The following is a 20,199-nucleotide window of genomic DNA, read 5'->3' as shown; positions in this document are numbered from 1 at the left end:
TCTTGCGCAGTAGTCATATCAGTCGATTCCGCCCGTTAGGGTCGTCTGCTCAGCATAGTCGAGGTGTTTGACGAGCTGCGCACGCAGCCGGGCACTTACCTCGGCAAATTCAATCGGCCCGGTGTGATCGCGCAGCTGGGTCATGGCCAGCCCGGCGTATCCACAGGGGTTAATCCGGCGAAACGGCTCCAGGTCCATATCCACGTTCAGGGCCAGGCCATGAAAGGAGCAACCGTGGCGGATCCGCAGACCCAGAGAAGCAATTTTTGCACCGTTGACGTAGACGCCCGGTGCATCGGCCTTGGCCACGGCGGTGACGCCATAGCTGGCCAGCAGTTCGATCAGGCACTGTTCCATCCGGCTGACCAGGTCGCGCACGCCGAAACCCAGCTTGCGCACATCCAGCAGCAGATACGCCACCAACTGACCCGGGCCGTGGTAAGTCACTTGACCGCCACGATCGACCTGCACCACCGGAATATCGCCGGGAAGCAGCAGATGCTCAGCCTTGCCGGCCTGCCCCTGGGTAAAAACCGGTGGGTGCTCGACCAGCCAGATCTCGTCGGCGCGGTCGCTGCCGCGCTCGTTGGTAAACCGTTGCATGGCATGCCAGACCGGCTCGTAAGCCATTTGGCCGAGCTCGCGAAAGCCCAGAAGTTCGGACATCACAACACCATGTGCACGAAACCGGTAGCCCGCAACTCGCTGTTGATGTCATACAGCTGTTCTTGACCGGTAGCGATGATGTGCAACTGGATGGTCGTGTACTTGCCATTGGTACTCTGGCGCTCGGCCAGGGTCTTGTGGTCGACGGTGGCGTGCTTCTCAAGGATCGCGATGATCTTGTCCTTGAAGCCCACACCGGTATCGCCGATTACTTTGATCGGGTAATCCGCGCAGGGGAATTCGATCTTTGGCGCATTTACTTCGGTGTCTGTCATGGCGTAACGGCCTCGTAAGCCGTGGCAACGGACATGACCCCGCTCCGGATTGGAACGGGGCCATGCAGGTCCACACTAATTCAGTTGAACAAGCCGTAGAAGAATAGACGGATGCTATCCCACATGCGGCGGAAGATACCACCTTGGTCGACCGCGTCCAGAGCAATCAGATCAGCGCTGTGCACGACCTTGTCGTCCAGTTTCACTTCGACTTTACCAATCACGTCGCCCTTGGCGATCGGCGCGACCAGTTGCGGGTTCATGGTCATGCTGGCGGCGAGCTTTTTAAGCTGGCCTTTTGGCAGGGTCATGGTCAGGTCTTCAGCCAGGCCGGCTTTGACCTGGTTGGTGGTGCCCTTCCAGACTGGAGCCTGAGCCAGCTCGGCGCCTTTCTGATAGAAGGTCTGGGTTTCGAAGAAGCGGAAACCGTAGGTCAAAAGCTTCTGGGTTTCAGCGGCGCGAGCGCTTTCGCTGTTGGTGCCGAATACCACGGCGATCAGACGCATGCCGTCACGTACTGCCGAGGACACCATGCAATAGCCGGCTTCTTCAGTGTGACCGGTTTTCAGACCGTCAACGGTCTTGTCACGCCACAGCAGCAGGTTGCGGTTGGGTTGCTTGATGCCGTTCCAGAAGAACTCTTTCTGCGAGTAGATCGCATAGTGAGCCGGGTCTTCGTGGATGATCGCACGCGCCAGAATGGCCATGTCGTGAGCCGTGGAATAGTGCTCAGGGTTTGGCAGACCGGTCGGGTTCATGAAGTGACTGTTGCTCATGCCCAGGTCGGCAACGGTCTTGTTCATGAGGTCGGCGAACGCGTCTTCGCTGCCGGCGATGTGCTCGGAAAGCGCGACGCTGGCGTCGTTGCCCGACTGGATGATGATGCCGTGCAGCAGATCGCTCACCGTGACCTGCGAGCCAACCTTGATGAACATCCGCGAACCGCCGGTGCGCCAGGCATTTTCGCTGACGGTAACCGGATCGTTTTCACCGATCTGGCCGCGACGGATTTCCAGGGTCGCAATGTACGCTGTCATCAGCTTGGTCAGGCTGGCTGGCGGCAGACGCTGGTCACCGTTGTTCTCGACCAGCACGTTGCCGCTGCTGGCGTCCATGAGCACATAGGATTTAGCCGCCAGTTGTGGTGGCGACGGCATCATCTCGACCGCAAAGGCGGCGGGCGAGAGGAGCAGCGGGACTAGCAGGCACAGGCGTTTGGCAAAGGTGGTGATGTTCATCCGTCTCTCGAAATCGCTAATGGAAACTGCCCTATGGGCAAAACTAATCAGACAACCTGCTTGGCTCTCTACGAAAACTGCCTGCGCGTCGACCAGACTGCGTTGAAAACAGGCTCGCAATGCTCATTTAGGTCCCTAAACTCCGCTTGCTCGCCTGTTTTCGCCTTGCCTGATCGTCGCTCGGCGAGTTTTCGCACGGAGCCGACTACTGCGGGTTGTCGCGTGTTCAGTTGTTCACTCTCTAACCCTTGCCGGGCTTTTATTGTTCAACGAGCCAACAACTCAGGTTCACCCCCCAAACCGCAAGTGAACCTTGAATCAGGAATTACTTATTCAGCCGTCACCAGGCTCGGAGAGCCGAGATTGGCCAGGCGCACGCTGTTTTGCACTTGCGCGATTTCACCCTGCGAGCCGATTGGCCCCAGGCGAACCCGATGCAGTGTCTGTTGGTTGCGCACGATAGAACTGATGAACACCGGAGCGCTCACCATCCCGCTCAACTTCGATCTCAGGAGTTCTGCAGCGTCCGGGTTGGCGAACGCGCCCACCTGCAGATACTGGCCAGAGGCTGGTACAGAAGCGTTTTTTTTTGCATCGACCTGCACCGGCACAACGGCCGCGGCATGTTGCTGCGGCGGTGGCGTCCATTGCTCGATGGTGCCGGCCGAAGCGGTAATCACCGGCGCGCTATTTTGCGCGACTTGCGGCTCGTTGAGCATCAACGGCGCGGGTCGGCCTTTTGCCGCCCACCACTCTTGCGGGTCGATGCCTTCAACCTTGACCCGCGCAGTGCCAATCTCGGCATACCCGAGTTTCTTGGCCGCGGCGTAGGACAAGTCGATGATGCGGTCCGAATAGAACGGCCCACGGTCGTTGACCCGCAGGATCACGCTCTTGTTGTTGTCCAGGTTGGTCACCCGAACGTAGCTGGGCAACGGCAGGGTCTTGTGTGCGGCACTCATGCCGTACAGGTCATACACTTCGCCGTTGGCGGTGTTCTGCCCATGAAACTTGGTGCCGTACCAGGACGCCGTGCCCGAAGCGACATAGCGCTTGGACTCGGCCAGCGGAAAGTAGGTCTTGCCCAGCACGGTATACGGATTGGCCTTGTACGGGCCGGTGTGCAGGGTCGGCGTGGCGTCGGGAATGCGCGAAATATCCACATCCCACCACGGCGCGCCGTCTTTGTGGGCACGGTTGATATCCAGGCCTGGCGTCGCGCGTACGGCGGTCGTGTATTTTTGTTGCGGTGCACGGCTGGTCGAACAGCTGACCACGAGCAACGACAACGCGGCGAAAGCCACCAGCTTCAGGGGGTTGCGGATTGGCGATGCCAGCATTACTTGACGCCCCGTGCTTGGACCAGCATTTCAGACAACTGATGTACAGCCATGGCGTACATCACGCTGCGGTTATAACGCGTAATCGCGTAAAAATTATTCAGACCCATCCAGTATTCAGGGCCATTGTCACCTTCCAGCCGGAAAGCGGTGACCGGCATATCATCGCGCAGCGCATCATGACTCGACCAGCCCAACGCCCGCAACTCCCCGACGGTTTTCGTCGGCTCGATGCCGGTGGTCAAGCCGCCGTCGACCTGATCGCCGCGCACATCGGCCCGGCTGACCACCGGCTCGCCAGCCACCCAGCCGTGACGCTTGAAATAGCTGGCAACGCTGCCGATGGCATCATCCGGATTGGTCCAGATATTGATGTGGCCATCACCGTCAAAATCCACCGCATAGGCGCGGAAACTGCTCGGCATGAACTGCGGCAAGCCCATGGCGCCGGCGTACGAGCCTTTAAGCGTGAGCGGATCGACCTGCTCTTCGCGGGCCAGCAGCAGGAACTCACGCAATTCCTTACGAAAAAACTCAGCACGTGGAGGGTAGTCGAAACTGAGGGTCGACAAGGCGTCGATCACCCGATAATTGCCGGTATTTCGGCCGAAAAAGGTTTCAACACCTATGATCGAAACAATAACTTGCGCCGGCACGCCGTATTCCTGCTCCGCGCGAGCCAGCGCCGCTTCGTGCTGACGCCAGAAGTCCACGCCCCGGGCGATCCGCGCATCGGTCAGGAACATCGGGCGATATTCCTTCCATTGCTTGACCCGCTCGGCCGGTCGGGAGATTGCGTCGAGAATCGCTTGTTTGCGCTCGGCTTCGCGGAACACGCCCATCAGCTGTTCACCGGCAAAACCATAGTCGCGGGTCATTTCACCGACGAATTCGGCCACTTGGGGCGAGCCTTCATAATCGCCGGCCAGCGCCTCCTGCGCTGCACCAAGGATGCTTACCAGGCCGACCCACGGAGCGCATCGAGTCACCCAGCCACGCATTACTTGCATTGAAATCTTCACCTTATTCAAACCTGTGCGATCCACTTACGATGGGTATGGATCGACATCAAAACCCCAAACGCTGACAGCAACGTCACCAGCGAAGTTCCGCCGTAGCTAATGAACGGCAACGGCACCCCCACCACCGGCAACAGGCCACTGACCATACCGATGTTGACGAAAACATAAACAAAAAACGTCATGGTCAGGCTGCCGGCCAGCAATTTGCCGAACAGTGTCTGCGCCTGGGCGGTAATCACCAGCCCACGACCAATCAACAGCAGGTAAATCAGCAGCAAGGCGCAAATGCCCACCAGGCCGAACTCTTCGCCCATCACCGCGATGATGAAGTCGGTGTGGCTTTCCGGCAGAAAGTCCAGGTGCGACTGAGTGCCCAGCAGCCAGCCTTTGCCAAACACGCCGCCGGAACCGATGGCAGCCTTGGACTGAATGATGTTCCAGCCAGTGCCGAGCGGATCGCTCTCCGGGTCGAGGAAGGTCAGGATTCGCTGCTTCTGGTAGTCGTGCATGATGAAGAACCACATGCCGACAGCCACTGGCACGGTCGCCGCAACCACGCTGAGGATCCAGCGCCAGCGCAGGCCGCCCATGAACAGCACGAAAGCACCGCCCGCGAGGATCAGCAGCGACGTGCCAAGGTCCGGCTGGCGCACGATCAAGATGAACGGCAACCCGATCAGGAACAGGCTGACCCCGACATGCTTGAGCTGCGGCGGCAACGTGCGCTTGGACAAGTACCAGGCAATCGTCGCCGGCATCAGGATCTTCATGAATTCCGAGGGCTGGAAGCGAATCACCCCGGGAATGTTGATCCAGCGCGTCGCGCCCATGGCGTTATGGCCCATCACGTCCACCACCACCAGCAAGATCACCCCGAGCACATAGCCCAGTGGGACCCAACGTGCCATGAAGCGCGGTTCGAACTGGGCGATGACGATCATCGACACCAGGCCGATGCCAAACGACGTCGCTTGTTTGGCCAGCAGGTCCCAGCTCTTGCCACTGGCCGAATACAGCACGAACAGGCTGCCGGCCGCGAGAATCAGCAGCAGGATCAGCAAGGGGCCGTCGATGTGCAGGCGTTGCAACAGCGTCGCGCGGCGACGCATCACATCCTCACTGGAGAGGATGCGATCAAAATTACTCTTCACGGGCCGTAGCCTCCGCGCTGATAGGGCTGTCGTACTCGGGCTTGAGTCGGCCATCCGGGCCCAGGAGCCAGGCATCCATGACTTGCCGCACCACTGGCGCCGCGACACCGGAGCCGGACTCACCGTTCTCGACCATCACCGCCACGGTGATTTTCGGGTTGTCGGCCGGCGCAAAGCCGACGAACAAGGCGTGGTCGCGGTGGCGTTCCTGAACCTTGGAGCGGTCGTACTTCTCGCCCTGCTTGATCGCGACCACCTGGGCGGTACCCGACTTGCCGGCGATCCGGTATTGCGAGCCGATCGCCGCTTTACGCGCAGTGCCGCGAGCACCGTGCATCACTTGCTGCATGCCATGGTTGACCTTGGTCCAGTCCGACGGATCACGCAAAACGATGTCCGGCATCGGGTTCGGGTCCTGCGGCTTCTGGCCTTCGATGGTTTTCGCCAGGTGCGGACGGTTCCACTTGCCCTTGTTGGCGACCAGCGCCGTGGCCTGGGCCAACTGCAACGGGGTGGACTGCATGTAGCCCTGGCCGATCCCCAGAATCAGCGTTTCCCCCGGGAACCACGCCTGGCGTCGGGTCGCGCGTTTCCATTCGCGGGACGGCATCAGCCCCGGCGACTCTTCGAACATGTCCAGCGAGACCTTCTGGCCGATACCGAACTTGCCCATGTACGCCGACAACCGATCGATCCCCAGCTTGTGCGCCAGGTCGTAGAAGTAGGTGTCGTTGGAACGCATGATCGCCGTGTCCAGATCCACATAGCCGTCACCGGTGCGGTTCCAGTTACGGTATTTGTGATCGTAGTTGGGCAGCATGTAGTAACCCGGATCGAAAACCCGGGTCGAGGCTGTCACGACGCCAGAGTCCAGCCCGGCAATCGCCACGGCCGGCTTGATGGTCGAACCCGGAGGGTACAGGCCGCGCAGCACACGGTTGAACAGTGGCCGGTCGATCGAGTCACGCAACTCGGCGTAGGACTTGAAGCTGATGCCGGTCACGAACAGATTCGGGTCAAAACTCGGCTGACTGACCATTGCCAGCACTTCGCCAGTGTTCGGGTCCAGCGCCACCACCGCACCACGGCGTCCGCCCAATGCGGCTTCCGCAGCTTCCTGCAGTTTGATGTCCAGGCTCAGGACGATGTCCTTGCCGGGGATCGGATCGGTACGCTTGAGCACCCGCAACACGCGGCCACGGGCGTTGGTCTCGACTTCTTCATAACCGACCTGACCATGCAATTCCGGCTCGTAGAAGCGCTCGATGCCGGTTTTGCCAATTTGATGGGTGCCGCTGTAACTCACCGGGTCCAGAGACTTGAGCTCTTTTTCGTTGATCCGCCCCATGTAACCGACCGAGTGCGCAAAGTGCGCGCCCTGCGGATAATGACGCACCAGTTGCGCCACCACTTCGACGCCCGGCAGGCGGAACTGATTCACCGCGATCCGGGCGATTTGCTCTTCCGTCAGCTCGAACAGGATCGGCACCGGCTCAAACGGCCGGCGCCCCTGCTTCATGCGTTTTTCGAAGACCGCCCGGTCTTCAGGCGTCAGTTGCAGCACTTCAACGATCACATCGAGCACTTGCTTCCAGTCACCCGAACGCTCGCGGGTCATGCTCAGACTGAAGCTGGGCCGGTTATCAGCCACCACCACGCCATTACGGTCATAGATCAGCCCGCGAGTCGGCGGTATCGGCTGAACGTGGACGCGGTTGTTTTCCGACAGCGTCGAGTGGTACTCGTACTGAATCACTTGCAGGAAATACAGCCGCGCGATCAGCACGCCGATCAGCGTGACCACCGCAATTGCCCCGAACACGACCCGGCCGCGCACCAGACGGGCGTCTTTCTCGTGGTCCTTGATGCGGATCGGCTGGGACATGGGGGCGCTGAACTACTTGTGGTAAGGGTGCCCGGACAGCACGGTCCAGGCGCGATACAACTGTTCACCGATCAGAATCCGCACCAGCGGGTGCGGCAGGGTCAGTGGCGACAGCGACCAGCGCTGATCAGCCCGCGCGCAGACTTCCGGCGCCAGCCCTTCGGGACCGCCGACCATGAAGTTCACCGTACGCGAGTCCAGCCGCCAGCGATCCAGCTCGACCGCCAGTTGCTCGGTGCTCCAGGGCTTGCCGTGAACTTCGAGGGTGACGATGCGCTCGTTCGGGCCGACCTTGGCCAGCATGGCTTCGCCTTCCTGGCGAATGAAGCGCGCCACGTCAGCGTTCTTGCCACGGGTGTTGAGCGGTATTTCCACCAGTTCCAGCGCCAGCTCGGAAGGAAGACGCTTGGCATATTCATGCCAGCCTTCTTCCACCCACTTGGGCATGCGTGAACCGACGGCGATCAGACGCAATCGCACAGCGAACCCTTATTGCTGGTCTTTGTTGAGCTTGGTGAAGTGCTCATGAGGGTTTTCCGGGCTGTGATGCGCGGCGCTGGCCGAACGGCTTTGCTCGGCACCGGCCCACAGGCGCTCCAGGTCATAGAACTGGCGAGCCGAGGCGGTCATCATGTGCACGATGACGTCGTCCATATCCAGCAGCACCCAGTCGCTGTCGCCCTTGCCTTCTTCACCCAGCGGCTTGACGCCCTGGGCCTTGACCGCCTCGCGAACCTTATCCAGCATCGCGCCGATCTGACGGTTGGAAGTACCGGTTGCGATGATCATGAAGTCAGTGATGCTCTGCTTTTCACGAACGTCAATTACCTGAATGTCCTGGGCCTTGACGTCTTCCAGGGCCGCCACGGCAACCTTGACCAGCTCTTCGCCGGCAAGTACCACGCCGGTGTGAGCCTCTACTGGCAGCGGGGCGCTCTTGAACGTGCCCTTGCGCTTTACTTTGCTTACGTCTTTGTCAGTCATATAAAACTCGTTTTTGCTCGTATGTTCGGGCGCTTCGATACACGCGTTCACGTGCCTTGAAGCGCGCCTTTTTCAGTTCGACGCACGGTAAAGTCCGTGCGCATCGATATAGGCCAGGACCGCGTCGGGCACCAGGAAACGTACCGACTTACCGCTGGCCAGCAGTTGACGGATCTGGGTGGCGGATACCGCGAGCGGCGTCTGCCAGACGAATGCAATCTGTCCGCTCGACCCTTTGAGGGCCAGCGGGTCGCTCACCGAGCGCGCTGCCAGCAGGTTGCGCAAGGCATCCGGCGGTTCGCTGTCGGCATCCGGGCGTTGCAGCACCAGGATGTGGCAATGCTGGAGCAACTCTTCCCAGCGGTGCCAAGTGGGCAGGCCGCAAAATGCGTCCCAGCCCAAAAGTAGAAACAACTGGTCATCAGCGGCGAGTTCAGCGCGCATCAGTTCCAGGGTGTCGATGGTGTAGGACGGCTTGTCGCGCTTGAGCTCGCGGTCATCCACCACCAACGGCGTCATACCGGCTACCGCGCGCTCGACCATCGCCAGACGGTCCTGCGCCGAAACCTGCGGCGTATCCCGATGGGGCGGCCTGGCGCTGGGCGTCAGGCGCAACTCATCGAGGGCCAGCGCTTCAGCCACTTCCAGCGCACTGCGCAAATGGCCGATGTGCACCGGATCGAAGGTCCCGCCCAGGACGCCAATACGCCGTGGGCCGGTTTCGCTGGCGGTCACAGCGGCGCTCTGGCCGAGATCGCCCAAGTCAGACCGGCTCCTGGCCGCGCAACTGGCCATCACCGACCACGATGTACTTCTCGCAGGTCAGACCTTCCAGGCCCACCGGGCCGCGGGCGTGCAGCTTATCAGTAGAAATGCCAATCTCGGCACCCAATCCGTATTCGAAGCCATCGGCAAAGCACGTCGGGGTGTTGATCATCACCGAGGCCGAATCGACTTCAGCCACGAAACGCCGGGTTTCACCCTGGTGTTCGCTGACGATCGAGTCGGTATGGTGCGAGCCGTAATGGTTGATGTGCTCGATGGCCTGGTCCAGGCCGTCGACCACCAGGATCGACAGGATCGGCGCCAGGTATTCGGTGCTCCAGTCTTCTTCAGTCGCGGCCACGACGTCGATGATCGCCCGGGTGCGTTCGCAACCGCGCAGTTCGACGCCCTTTTCGCGGAACTGTTCAGCCATCGCCGGCAGAAATGCCTTGGCGACCGCTTGATCGACCAACAGGGTTTCCATGGCGCCGCAGATGCCGTAACGGTAAGTCTTGGCGTTGAATGCAATGCGTTGGGCCTTCGGCAGCTCGGCGTGGGCACTGACATACACGTGGCAAATGCCGTCCAGGTGCTTGATCACCGGCACGCGAGCGTCGCGGCTGACCCGTTCGATCAAGCCCTTGCCGCCGCGCGGTACGATCACGTCGACGTACTCGGGCATGGTGATCAACGCACCAACGGCAGCACGGTCGGTGGTTTCGACCACTTGCACCACGGCCGCCGGCAAACCGGCTTCAGCCAGGCCGCGCTGAATGCAGGCGGCAATCGCACGGTTGGAATGAATGGCCTCGGAACCACCGCGCAGGATGGTTGCGTTACCCGACTTCAGGCACAGGCTCGCGGCATCGATGGTCACGTTTGGCCGCGACTCATAGATGATCCCGACCACGCCCAGGGGCACGCGCATCTTGCCGACCTGAATACCCGACGGCCGGTAACTCATGTCGCGGATCGAGCCGACCGGGTCGGGCAGCGCCGCCACCTGACGCAAACCGACAATCATCCCGTCGATGCGTGCGGGGGTCAGGGCCAGACGCTCGAGCATGGCTGGCTCAAGCCCATTGGCCTGGCCTGCGGCCAGATCCAGCTCATTGGCGGCGGTCAACTCGGCGCGAGCGTTATCCAGAGCGTTGGCAGCAGCCAGCAGGGCGCGGTTTTTCTGCCCGGTACTGGCACGGCCAATCACGCGGGAAGCGTCGCGGGCAGCGCGACCCAAACGGGTCATGTAGTCAAGAACGGACTCAGTCATGGTCTCTGTGGTCTTGGCAAAGAGGAAAGCGGCAGATTATAGCTGTCGCGCGCTCCTACTAACAGCAGTGACGGGCGGATGGTCGAAATGGGCAGTGTTCAGCCTCGATTAAGTCCGCAGTTGTTATCATTCCGCCATATTTTCCTGATCTCTTCGGCCGCCATGCCTATTCTGACCACAGCGAAGTTGCCAAAAGCCCTGCCCAACAGCTTTTTCAACCGTGATGCTCAGCTGCTTGCCTGTGAATTGCTGGGTAAAGTGATCCGCCATCGGGTCGGTGACCTGTGGCTTTCGGCGCGGATTATCGAGACCGAAGCCTATTACTGCGAAGAAAAGGGCAGCCATGCCTCGCTCGGCTACACCGAAAAGCGTAAGGCTTTGTTTCTGGATGGCGGCCACATCTATATGTACTACGCCCGCGGCGGTGATTCGCTGAACTTCAGCGCCCACGGGCCGGGCAATGCAGTGCTGATCAAGTCGGCTTACCCGTGGGTCGATGAATTCTCCGGCCCGGCAAGCCTGGCCCAGATGCTGCTCAACAACCCCGACGCCAAGGGTCGACCGCGCCCCTCGCAAAAGCTCTGCGCCGGCCAGACCTTGCTGTGCAAGGCGCTGGGCCTGAAGGTACCGATCTGGGATGCCAAGCGCTTCGATCATGAAATACTGTTTGTCGAAGACGTCGGTGCACCTCCCCCGCATGTCATCCAGACCACACGCCTGGGCATTCCCCATGGACGCGACGAACACCTGATGTACCGCTTCGTCGACAGTGCTTACGCGCCCTACTGTACCCGGAACCCCCTACGACGCGGCCAGGTCGAAAACCGCGACTATTTCCTGCTTCCGTGAGCACTGCTGCGGCAAGCAGCAAAAACACCCACAGTTCATTTGACGATTTGATGGAGTTGTATGTATGGGCCCATGGCTCGATAGCCTGACCGTCTGGTTGACGGCAAATCCGCAATGGCTGGCGGTGGCGGTATTTATAGTGGCCTGCATTGAGTGCCTGGCAATTGTCGGGTTAATCGTGCCCGGCATCGTGTTGCTGTTTGCCATCACGGTGCTGGCCGGCAGCGGCGCGCTGTCGCTGGGCGAAACGCTGCTGCTGGGCTTTCTTGGCGGCCTGTTCGGCGATCTGCTGTCGTACTTCCTGGGCAGACACTTCCACCAGAACATTCGGCGCTTGCCAGGGCTGCGTCACCATCCGGCATGGATCAACGGTGCCGAGAACTATTTCCAGCGCTATGGCATCGCGAGCTTATTGGTCGGGCGCTTTATCGGCCCTTTGCGCCCGATGCTGCCAATGGTTGCCGGGATGTTCGACATGCCGTTCCCACGCTTCTTTGCGGTCAGCTTGCTCGCGGGCGCCGGCTGGTCGGTGGCCTATCTGCTGCCGGGCTGGGCCACGGGCGCGGCAATTCGCCTGCCGCTGCCGGAAGGTTTCTGGCCTCAAGCCGGGTTGGTCGTTGGTAGCATCGCGGTATGGGTGGGCCTGAGCATCAACAGCAGCTTGCGCGGTCATCGCCAGGCCACCGCACTGATCGCCGGCCTGAGCCTGCTGATACTCGGCGGACTGTTCATAGGCTATCCGCACCTGAGCGCCTTCGATCAAGGCTTGATGACGCTGATTCAAAAACACCGTAGCCCGGCGCTGGATGAAGTCGCGGTGATGTTCACCCTGATCGGCGAATTCAAAAACATGTTGGTGATCAGCGCCGCGCTGACGATTCTGTTACTGATCACACGCCAATGGCGGCAGATGATCTTCGCCGGCAGCACGCTGCTGATCACCGCGGTGCTGAACACCGGAACCAAGAACCTGTTCGCCCGGATGCGCCCGGAAGTACTGACCGATCCGCTGACCAGCTACAGCATGCCCAGCGGTCATGCGTCGGGCTCGTTTGCGTTGTTCCTGACCCTCGCGGTACTGGCCGGCCGAGGTCAACCGCAGCGCATGCGCCTCACCTGGTTGCTGCTCGGTTGCTTGCCGGCAGCCGCCATCGCCCTGTCGCGGGTTTATCTCGGCGCACACTGGCCAACCGATATAACCGCCGGCGCGATGCTCGCGGCTTGCGTGTGCGCTGCCAGCCTGGCCGTGACCCAGCGCCAGCCCCCCTTGAGCCCTATGCCGGCCAAGGTCTGGTGGCAGGTATTGCCGGTAATGCTGGCATTGTTCGGGTTCTTCGCGCTGTGGCACTTGCCTCATACATTACAGCGGTATGCTTACTGACGAGTGTCAGGCAAACAATTCCCCCTGCAACTCGTCCAGCAGCGCCTGAATTGCATCCAGTCGCTGCTGCGGGTCGTCGAGTTGCAGCAGTTCGATCTTGTCCACTTCAGAAAACGGCAACAGGTACGCCAATTGATTGGCCAGTGACTGTTGCCCGGTCGCGTCGCTGCCCATGTTCAACGCTTCGACCATCGGGTGTTCGGCCAAGGCCTTGAGCAGTGCGACCAGATCGGCGTCTTCGTCCTGTAGCGGTTGTTCCGGTTCGTCCTCCAGCCACTCGACGTCGGCGACGGTCAACTGATCGCGTTGAATCTCGGTGTGCAGCACGTGGAAACGCCGCCCGCCCTGCACCCGGATGCCCAGCAGACCATTATCCTGCTGCTTGAAATCGGTAATCAGCGCTTCGCACCCCACCAGCGCATAGCCTTCAGGGGCAATGCCGACTTCTTCGCCGTCAAGAATGCACACCACGCCGAAGCCGCCTCCCTGTTTCATGCAGCGGCTGATCATGTCCAGATAGCGCGCTTCAAAAATCTGCAAGTCGAGGATACAGCCAGGAAACAGCACCGTGTTCAGCGGAAAAAGCGGCAAGCTCATAGACATTTCCTTACACCACCATCGACACCGCCAACGGCAGGAACACCGCCGTGGCCACGCCCATCAGACTCATCGCCAGCGCCGCGAAGGCGCCGCACTCTTCACTTTCCTGCATCGCCACCGCAGTCCCGACCGCGTGGGCGGTCATACCCAGCGCCATGCCGCGGGCTTCAGGGCTGTGCACACCGAGCCGGTTCAACAGGCTCGGGCCGAAAATGGCGCCAATCACCCCGGTGATCAACACGAACACCGCCGCCAGCGCCGCCACTCCGCCAATCTGTTCGGCCACCAGCATGGCAATCGGCGAGGTGACCGATTTGGGCGCCATGGTCATCAGGATCATGTGCTCGGCGCCAAACCACCAACCCAGCAGCACGCCCATGCCGGTGGCAACCACACCACCTATCACCAGCGTAGTAAATATCGGCCAGAACAGCTGTCGAATCCGCCGCAGGTTCAGGTAGAGCGGCACCGCCAGCGCAACGGTCGCCGGCCCCAGTAGAATGCTGAGGATCTCGGTACTTTTGCGGTATTCGGTATACGTCAGCCCGCACGCGAGCAACACGCCGATCACCAGCAGCATCGATACCAGCACGGGCTGCAGGAAGATCCAGCGGGTTTTCTCGAACGCTGCCAACACCAGTTGATAGGCGCCCAACGTAACGCCAATACCGAACAACGGGTGATGAATCACTGCCGCCAGCGCACCCTGCCAGTCGAAGATCATTGCGACCCCTCCGAGCGCACGGCGTGGCGCTTGATCAGCCGTTGCATCAAGACTCCGGCGAACGCCATGGACAGCAGCAGCGACAACACCAGTGCGCCAACGATGGCCCAGAAGTCCGCCGCAATATCGGCGGCGTATACCATCACGCCCACCGCGGGCGGCACCAGCAGCAATGGCAAATAACGCAGCAGGCTGCCAGCGGCCAGGCTCAGGGGCTCAGCCACTTCGCCACGAATGACCAGGAACCCCAGCAGCAGCAACAGGCCGATAATCGGCCCTGGCAGTACCGGCAAAAACAAATGGTTGAGGGCCGTGCCGAGCAATTGAAACAGCACCAGCCAGGTCAGGCCGCGTAGCAACATCCGTCATCTCCAGCAAAACTCGTCCCCACAAGCGGGCCGGACATTATAAGCATGGCACTCGCTATGCATGGGTATTCGCCAAAGGCATGGAGACTTGACCGGCTCTAATCGCCATGATGATCTAAAGTGGTTGTTCCGGGGCCAACCCCCCACCTGAAAAAATCAAAAAACCGATGAACCCAAGGAGAGTCTCAATGCCCTATGTTCCCGTTGCAGAGCTCAAAGATTATGTCGGCAAGGAACTCGGACGTTCCGAATGGCTCACGATCGATCAGGACCGCATCAACCTGTTCGCTGAAGCTACAGGCGATTATCAGTTCATCCACGTTGACCCGGTAAAAGCCGCACAAACCCCGTTTGGCAGCACGATCGCCCACGGTTTCCTGTCGCTGTCGCTGATCCCGAAACTGATGGAAGACATCCTGGTCCTGCCGCAAGGCTTGAAGATGGTCGTCAATTACGGTCTGGACAGCGTGCGTTTCATTCAACCGGTGAAAGTCGACTCCAGAGTCCGGCTCAAGGTCGAACTGAGCGACGTCACCGAAAAGAAACCCGGCCAATGGCTGCTCAAGGCCACCGCCACGCTGGAAATCGAAGGCCAGGAAAAACCGGCGTACATCGCTGAACCGTTGTCGCTGGCGTTCGTTTAACACCCGCCGGATGCGAAGCAGTTCCTACTGTTTCGCACCGCGTCTCTATATATCAGACACATAGCTGCGGCATACTCCCTCGCCTAATTGCCCGGATCCCGCTATGCGCTCACTTGCACCCCTTGCCCTGACCCTGTTGCTCACCGCGTGTGGTGACGGCGAATCGCTGTTGCCGCCCGACGCACGCCTGCCCGATGGCGGCCGCTATCGGGGTGACCTGGTCAATGGGTTGCTGCAAGGCCAGGGCCGGATCGACTACCCGAACGGCAGCTGGTACGCCGGTCAGTTTGACAAGGGCCAGTGGCACGGTCAGGGCGAATGGCACGGCAGCAACGGCGAGGTTTACCGCGGGGAATTCCAACAGGGACTGTTTCATGGCCAGGGCACGCTGACCACCAACGGCAGCAGCTACACCGGCGGCTTCAAACTCGGGCGGCGCGACGGTGAAGGCACCCTCAAAGAAGACGGCATGACCTACCGTGGCGAGTTCAAGGCCGATCAGTATTCCGGCCTCGGCCGCCTCGAACTTGAAGACGGCAGCCAGTATCAGGGCCAGTTCGCCAACGGCAAACCCAACGGTGAAGGCCAGCGTGGCGATGCCAGCGGCAACCAGTTCACCGGTACTTTTGTCGACGGTCAGCTGGAAGGCAACGGCACCTTCAGCAGCGCCGAAGGCGACAGCTACGTCGGTGGTTTCAAACAGAATCAGTTGAACGGCAGAGGCCGCTACGAGAACGCCGACGGCGACGTGTGGGTCGGCCAGTTCAAGGAAGGTGCGCTGAACGGAAAAGGCGAACTGATCGGCGCCGACAACAGCCACTACATCGGCCAATTCAGTGATTGGCGTTTCACCGGTCAAGGCCGCTTGAACCTGGCGGACGGCAGCTTCTACATCGGCGAATTCGATAACGACAGCTATCAAGGGCACGGCACGCTGGTGCTGACGGATGGCACCGTGCAAAGCGGCGACTGGATCAATGGCCAGCGCGTACGCGATGCCAATGGCAAGTTGCTGCCGGACACCCTCGAGCTGGGGTTACTGGCGCAAGGGCGCCTGCTCGAAGACGCCCTGGCCAATGTGCCCGCCTCGACCCCGGCGATCGAGCTGTACACCCTGACCGTGGGCGGCGACGGCAAGCAGAGCGTGTTTCTGCGCGAGTCCGATTACGTCAGCAACATGCTCGCCAGCCGCTTCGGCGCCTATGGCCAGATCCGTCTGGTCAACCATCGCGACCACCTTGGCGACCGGCCGATGGCCACGCGCGAGAACCTGCGCCGCGCTGCCCTGACCCTGGCCGAACGCAGCGGGCCGGAAGATCTGGTGTTCGTCTACCTGACCAGCCACGGCACCCACGAACACGAACTGGTGCTCGACCAACCGCGCATGGAGCTGGCCGACTTGCCGGCTGACGAATTGGCCGCCGTCCTCGCACCGCTGAAAAACCGCGACAAGATCATCGTGATTTCAGCCTGCTACTCCGGCGGTTTCATCCCGGCACTCAAAGACGAACGCACACTGATCATGACCGCCTCGCGCGCCGACCGAGTGTCGTTCGGTTGCTCGGAAGAGGCAGACTTCACTTACTTCGGCGACGCGTTGTTCGTTCAGGCGCTGAACCAGACCGACGATCTGGAGCAGGCATTCAAACTGGCCAAGGCCACGGTCGCCGAGCGTGAACTAGCAGACAGTTTCGAGGCCTCCGAACCACAGATCTGGGCGCCAAAAGGGGTATTGGCACATTGGCAATTACTGCGCAAGCAACAAGCACGCAAGGCACTGCAAAGTGCTGCTTTGACCAGCAAGGAAGCAAAGAGCAACTAAGCTGAATCAGTATCAAGGGGGAAACATTATGTACTTGACGCCTCAGCATGTATTGCTCGCTGGAGCCACCGGCCTGATCGGTGAACACTTACTCGATCGGCTGCTCAACGAGCCGACCATCAGCCGCGTACTGGCACCGTCACGCCGACCACTGGCCGAACATCCTCATCTGGAAAACCCGGTTGGCGATCCGGCGGTGCTTCTCCCCCAACTCAGTGGCCGCGTCGACATTGCCTACTGCTGCCTGGGCACGACGATCAAACAGGCCGGCTCCGAACAAGCCTTTCGCGCAGTCGATCTGGACTTGGTGGTGGCGTTCGCCAAACGTGCACGAGAAATGGGCGCACGGCACTTGATCGTGATCAGCGCCCTGGGGGCCGATCGCAGATCCTCGGTTTTCTACAACCGGGTCAAGGGCGAGATGGAATACGCATTGCGCGCACAGAACTGGCCGCAACTGACCATCTGCCGGCCTTCCCTGCTACTGGGTGATCGGATTGAACCGCGACTCGCCGAACAACTGGCAGGCCCGCTGTCCAAACTGATTCCCGGCAAATACCACGGTATCGAAGCCTGCCAACTGGCCCGAGCCATGTGGCGCCTGGCGCTGGAAGAACAGGATGGCTTGCGGATTGTCGAGTCCGACGAATTACGCAAACTCGGCAAGTAACCTTCGAAGCTACGCGGTTCCCTGTGGCGAGGGAGCTTGCTCCCGCTCGGCTGCGCAGCAGTCGTAATCCGGTCAATTCGATTTGCCTGAAGAGTCACGACGGCAAGTTTTGGGGGTGCTTCGCGCCCCAGCGGGAGCAAGCTCCCTCGCCACAAAGATTGCGTCAGCCCTTACAACCCGCCAGTCGCCTGAAACCCTACCCCTAACACCGTCAACACCGACAGCGGCAACAGCAGCGTGTCGAGCAGTGCGCTGGCCGGCAGGTCGATGCCTGGGTAGCTCGGTGCTTCGGCGCCAAAATGATCCTTGGCGCAGCAACCGCCGTCCAGCGCGTACAGATCAAGGCGCATCCCCGAGTACACCACTGGCGCGCCTGGCTTGGCCGCGTCCAATGTGCGTGCGGTGGCACAGCCGCCCAATTGCAGGGCAAGCAGAAGAATCAATAGCTTATTCATCGCTGCTCAAGTGGTGTTCGCCCCAACGCGGCAGCATGTCTTGCGGGATGTTCAACAAATTGAGAATCCGCGCCACGACAAAGTCCACCAGATCATCGATGGTCTGCGGCTGGTGATAGAAACCCGGCGAGGCCGGCAGAATGGTCACGCCCATGTTCGACAGCTTGAGCATGTTTTCCAGATGAATGCTTGAATATGGCGCCTCGCGTGGCACCAGAATCAATTGCCGACGCTCTTTCAAGGTCACGTCGGCGGCGCGCTCGATCAGGTTGTTGCAGGCGCCTGTGGCAATCGCCGACAAGGTCCCGGTCGAACACGGCACCACCACCATCGCAGCCGGTGAACCGGAGCCCGAGGCCACCGGCGACATCCAGTCTTCCTTGCCATACACCCGAATCTGCCCGGCAGCCGCGCCGGTGTATTCGGTGAGGAAGGCCTGCATCATCTGCGGTTTCGGCGGCAGCGTAACGTCGGTCTCGGTCGCCATCACCAGTTGCGCCGCCTTGGAGATCAGGAAGTGCACCTCGCGGTCTTCGCGCACCAGACAATCGAGCAGACGCAAACCGTACTGGGCGCCGGAAGCGCCGGTCATGGCCAGTGTGATGCGATCCGGACCATTACTCATTTAAGCGCCTCGGCCAACTTGCCATGCAGGCCGCCGAAGCCGCCGTTGCTCATGATCACCACGTGAGTGCCCGGTTTAGCCTGGCCCTTCACCTGCTCGATGATGCCATCCAGCGAGTCGCAGACCATCGACGGCACGGTGCACAGCGCAGCAACGGCGGGCAAGTCCCAGCCGAGGTTGGCGGGTGCGTACCAGATCACCTGATCGGCATCGACCACGCTTTCCGGCAAACCGTCACGGTGCGCGCCGAGCTTCATCGAGTTGGAGCGCGGCTCGATGATCGCAATCAACGGTGCGTCGCCGATGCGTTTGCGCAGACCGTCAAGGGTGGTCGCAATGGCGGTCGGATGGTGAGCGAAGTCGTCGTAGATGGTGACGCCGTGAACGTCAGCGACTTTTTCCATGCGGCGCTTGACGCTCTTGAACGCGCTCAATGCGGCGATGCCCATACTCGGAACCACGCCCACATGCCGCGCGGCCGCCAGAGTGGCCAAGGCGTTGGCAACGTTGTGCTGGCCGGTCATGTCCCACTCGACCACGCCTTGGGCGACGCCTTCGAACATCACTTCAAACTTCGAACCGTCTTCGCTAAGCAACTTGACCTGCCACTGCCCGCCCGTACCGGTGGTTTGCACCGGGGTCCAGCAACCCATTTCGATCACGCGCTGCAACGCAGGTTCGGTGGTCGGATGGATCACCAGGCCTTCGCTCGGAATGGTCCGCACCAGGTGGTGGAACTGGCGTTCGATGGCCGGCAGATCGGGGAAGATGTCGGCGTGATCGTACTCAAGGTTATTGAGGATCGCGGTACGCGGACGGTAGTGAACGAATTTCGAACGCTTGTCGAAGAAGGCGCTGTCGTATTCATCGGCTTCGATCACGAAGAACGGCGTGTCACCCAGACGCGCCGATACCGAGAAGTTCTGCGGCACGCCGCCAATCAAAAAGCCCGGGCTCATGCCCGCGTGCTCCAGCACCCAGGCGAGCATGCTGCTGGTAGTGGTTTTACCGTGAGTGCCAGCAACCGCCAGCACCCAGCGACCTTGCAGCACGTGGTCGGCCAGCCATTGCGGACCGGAGACGTACGGCAGGCCTTTGTTCAATACGTATTCAACCGCCGGGTTGCCGCGCGACATCGCATTGCCGATCACCACCAGATCCGGGGCCGGATCGAGTTGGGCAGGATCGTAGCCTTGCGTCAGCTCAATGCCCTGCGCCTGCAACTGAGTGCTCATCGGCGGGTAGACGTTGGCATCGGAGCCGGTCACATGATGGCCCAGCTCTTTGGCCAGGACCGCCATCGAACCCATGAAAGTGCCGCAAATACCCAGAATATGAATGTGCATAGTCAACCTCGTAAAACATCGAGGCAGGTTAGCGTAGGGAGGGGAAAATCGCACTCTTTAGTGAGATGACCACGACCACTGTGGCGAGGGAGCTTGCTCCCGCTGGACTGCGTAGCAGT

The 20,199-nt window shown here is 60.7% G+C and carries 22 protein-coding genes; 5 read left to right on the top strand and 17 right to left on the bottom strand.

Annotated features, from left to right (window positions below):
* Positions 1 to 18: 18 nt before the first annotated feature.
* The 11 genes from lipB to HK44_RS26070 form a co-directional block, all read right to left on the bottom strand.
* A complete protein-coding gene (lipB, locus tag HK44_RS26120) occupies positions 19 to 666 on the bottom strand; it encodes a lipoyl(octanoyl) transferase LipB (RefSeq protein WP_019693805.1) in 648 nt (215 codons plus the stop codon).
* Positions 666 to 941, bottom strand: coding sequence for a DUF493 domain-containing protein (locus HK44_RS26115; RefSeq protein WP_017340995.1), 276 nt, complete (start codon positions 939 to 941; stop codon positions 666 to 668). The genes lipB and HK44_RS26115 overlap by 1 nt, the downstream gene beginning before the upstream one ends.
* Before the next feature lie 80 nt (positions 942 to 1,021).
* Complete coding sequence (locus tag HK44_RS26110) at positions 1,022 to 2,179, bottom strand: D-alanyl-D-alanine carboxypeptidase family protein (RefSeq protein WP_019693806.1); 1,158 nt, start codon at positions 2,177 to 2,179, stop codon at positions 1,022 to 1,024.
* 329 nt (positions 2,180 to 2,508) lie between these two features.
* The gene (locus tag HK44_RS26105) at positions 2,509 to 3,519 is read right to left on the bottom strand and encodes a septal ring lytic transglycosylase RlpA family protein (protein WP_019693807.1); all 1,011 of its coding nucleotides are present in this window, start codon (positions 3,517 to 3,519) and stop codon (positions 2,509 to 2,511) included.
* Entirely contained in the window at positions 3,519 to 4,529 is a 1,011-nt protein-coding gene (mltB, locus tag HK44_RS26100) for a lytic murein transglycosylase B (RefSeq protein WP_019693808.1), read from the bottom strand. The genes HK44_RS26105 and mltB overlap by 1 nt, the downstream gene beginning before the upstream one ends.
* A 17-nt stretch (positions 4,530 to 4,546) precedes the next feature.
* On the bottom strand, positions 4,547 to 5,650 hold the full coding sequence (rodA, locus tag HK44_RS26095; protein WP_024265179.1) for a rod shape-determining protein RodA: 1,104 nt from the start codon (positions 5,648 to 5,650) through the stop codon (positions 4,547 to 4,549).
* A 31-nt stretch (positions 5,651 to 5,681) separates the two neighbouring features.
* Positions 5,682 to 7,577: a penicillin-binding protein 2 gene (gene mrdA / locus HK44_RS26090; protein WP_019693810.1), complete on the bottom strand. Its 1,896-nt coding sequence runs from the start codon at positions 7,575 to 7,577 to the stop codon at positions 5,682 to 5,684.
* Positions 7,578 to 7,589: 12 nt separating this feature from the next.
* Positions 7,590 to 8,057 carry a 23S rRNA (pseudouridine(1915)-N(3))-methyltransferase RlmH gene (gene rlmH / locus HK44_RS26085; RefSeq protein WP_003185785.1) on the bottom strand — a complete coding sequence of 156 codons (468 nt, stop codon included), beginning with the start codon at positions 8,055 to 8,057 and terminating at the stop codon, positions 7,590 to 7,592.
* Between the two features lie 9 nt (positions 8,058 to 8,066).
* A complete protein-coding gene (gene rsfS, locus HK44_RS26080; RefSeq protein ID WP_019693811.1) occupies positions 8,067 to 8,561 on the bottom strand; it encodes a ribosome silencing factor in 495 nt (164 codons plus the stop codon).
* A 72-nt stretch (positions 8,562 to 8,633) separates the two neighbouring features.
* Entirely contained in the window at positions 8,634 to 9,356 is a 723-nt protein-coding gene (gene nadD / locus HK44_RS26075; protein WP_242031602.1) for a nicotinate-nucleotide adenylyltransferase, read from the bottom strand.
* Complete coding sequence (locus tag HK44_RS26070) at positions 9,325 to 10,596, bottom strand: glutamate-5-semialdehyde dehydrogenase (RefSeq protein WP_019693813.1); 1,272 nt, start codon at positions 10,594 to 10,596, stop codon at positions 9,325 to 9,327. The genes nadD and HK44_RS26070 overlap by 32 nt, the downstream gene beginning before the upstream one ends.
* Before the next feature lie 162 nt (positions 10,597 to 10,758).
* On the opposite strand from HK44_RS26070, the gene HK44_RS26065 reads away from it, so the two are divergent.
* Positions 10,759 to 11,445 carry a DNA-3-methyladenine glycosylase gene (locus HK44_RS26065; protein ID WP_031319711.1) on the top strand — a complete coding sequence of 229 codons (687 nt, stop codon included), beginning with the start codon at positions 10,759 to 10,761 and terminating at the stop codon, positions 11,443 to 11,445.
* Between the two features lie 64 nt (positions 11,446 to 11,509).
* The gene (locus tag HK44_RS26060; protein ID WP_019693815.1) at positions 11,510 to 12,826 is read left to right on the top strand and encodes a bifunctional DedA family/phosphatase PAP2 family protein; all 1,317 of its coding nucleotides are present in this window, start codon (positions 11,510 to 11,512) and stop codon (positions 12,824 to 12,826) included.
* A gap of 6 nt (positions 12,827 to 12,832) precedes the next feature.
* On the opposite strand, the gene HK44_RS26055 is transcribed toward HK44_RS26060, so the two are convergent.
* The 3 genes from HK44_RS26055 to HK44_RS26045 are packed head-to-tail and all read right to left on the bottom strand — an operon-like array spanning position 12,833 to position 14,512.
* Positions 12,833 to 13,423, bottom strand: a complete 591-nt coding sequence (locus HK44_RS26055) for an LON peptidase substrate-binding domain-containing protein (protein ID WP_019693816.1) — start codon at positions 13,421 to 13,423, stop codon at positions 12,833 to 12,835.
* A gap of 10 nt (positions 13,424 to 13,433) precedes the next feature.
* A complete protein-coding gene (locus HK44_RS26050; RefSeq protein ID WP_019693817.1) occupies positions 13,434 to 14,150 on the bottom strand; it encodes an LrgB family protein in 717 nt (238 codons plus the stop codon).
* Complete coding sequence (locus HK44_RS26045; RefSeq protein ID WP_019693818.1) at positions 14,147 to 14,512, bottom strand: CidA/LrgA family protein; 366 nt, start codon at positions 14,510 to 14,512, stop codon at positions 14,147 to 14,149. The genes HK44_RS26050 and HK44_RS26045 overlap by 4 nt, the downstream gene beginning before the upstream one ends.
* Positions 14,513 to 14,706: 194 nt before the next feature.
* Between HK44_RS26045 and HK44_RS26040 the strand changes: the two genes are divergently transcribed.
* From HK44_RS26040 to HK44_RS26030, 3 genes are all read left to right on the top strand, one after another.
* Positions 14,707 to 15,162 (top strand): MaoC family dehydratase, encoded by a 456-nt coding sequence (locus tag HK44_RS26040; RefSeq protein WP_019693819.1) that lies wholly within the window; start codon positions 14,707 to 14,709, stop codon positions 15,160 to 15,162.
* Positions 15,163 to 15,265: 103 nt separating this feature from the next.
* Positions 15,266 to 16,984, top strand: coding sequence for a C13 family peptidase (locus HK44_RS26035; protein ID WP_019693820.1), 1,719 nt, complete (start codon positions 15,266 to 15,268; stop codon positions 16,982 to 16,984).
* A gap of 28 nt (positions 16,985 to 17,012) precedes the next feature.
* The gene (locus HK44_RS26030) at positions 17,013 to 17,654 is read left to right on the top strand and encodes an oxidoreductase (RefSeq protein WP_019693821.1); all 642 of its coding nucleotides are present in this window, start codon (positions 17,013 to 17,015) and stop codon (positions 17,652 to 17,654) included.
* Positions 17,655 to 17,824: 170 nt separating this feature from the next.
* On the opposite strand, the gene HK44_RS26025 is transcribed toward HK44_RS26030, so the two are convergent.
* From HK44_RS26025 to mpl, 3 genes are read right to left on the bottom strand one after another with little or no spacing between them, the layout of a single operon-like run.
* On the bottom strand, positions 17,825 to 18,109 hold the full coding sequence (locus HK44_RS26025) for a YceK/YidQ family lipoprotein (protein ID WP_019693822.1): 285 nt from the start codon (positions 18,107 to 18,109) through the stop codon (positions 17,825 to 17,827).
* Positions 18,102 to 18,734 (bottom strand): flavin prenyltransferase UbiX, encoded by a 633-nt coding sequence (gene ubiX, locus HK44_RS26020; RefSeq protein WP_019693823.1) that lies wholly within the window; start codon positions 18,732 to 18,734, stop codon positions 18,102 to 18,104. The genes HK44_RS26025 and ubiX overlap by 8 nt, the downstream gene beginning before the upstream one ends.
* The gene (gene mpl, locus HK44_RS26015; protein WP_019693824.1) at positions 18,731 to 20,080 is read right to left on the bottom strand and encodes a UDP-N-acetylmuramate:L-alanyl-gamma-D-glutamyl-meso-diaminopimelate ligase; all 1,350 of its coding nucleotides are present in this window, start codon (positions 20,078 to 20,080) and stop codon (positions 18,731 to 18,733) included. The genes ubiX and mpl overlap by 4 nt, the downstream gene beginning before the upstream one ends.
* Positions 20,081 to 20,199 lie beyond the last annotated feature (119 nt).

This window comes from Pseudomonas fluorescens HK44 (assembly GCF_000217955.3).
In the GTDB taxonomy this organism is placed as follows: domain Bacteria; phylum Pseudomonadota; class Gammaproteobacteria; order Pseudomonadales; family Pseudomonadaceae; genus Aquipseudomonas; species Aquipseudomonas fluorescens_AQ.
The sequence above is the reverse complement of the archived record's forward strand: the minus strand, read 5'-3'. Positions and strand labels throughout refer to the sequence as shown.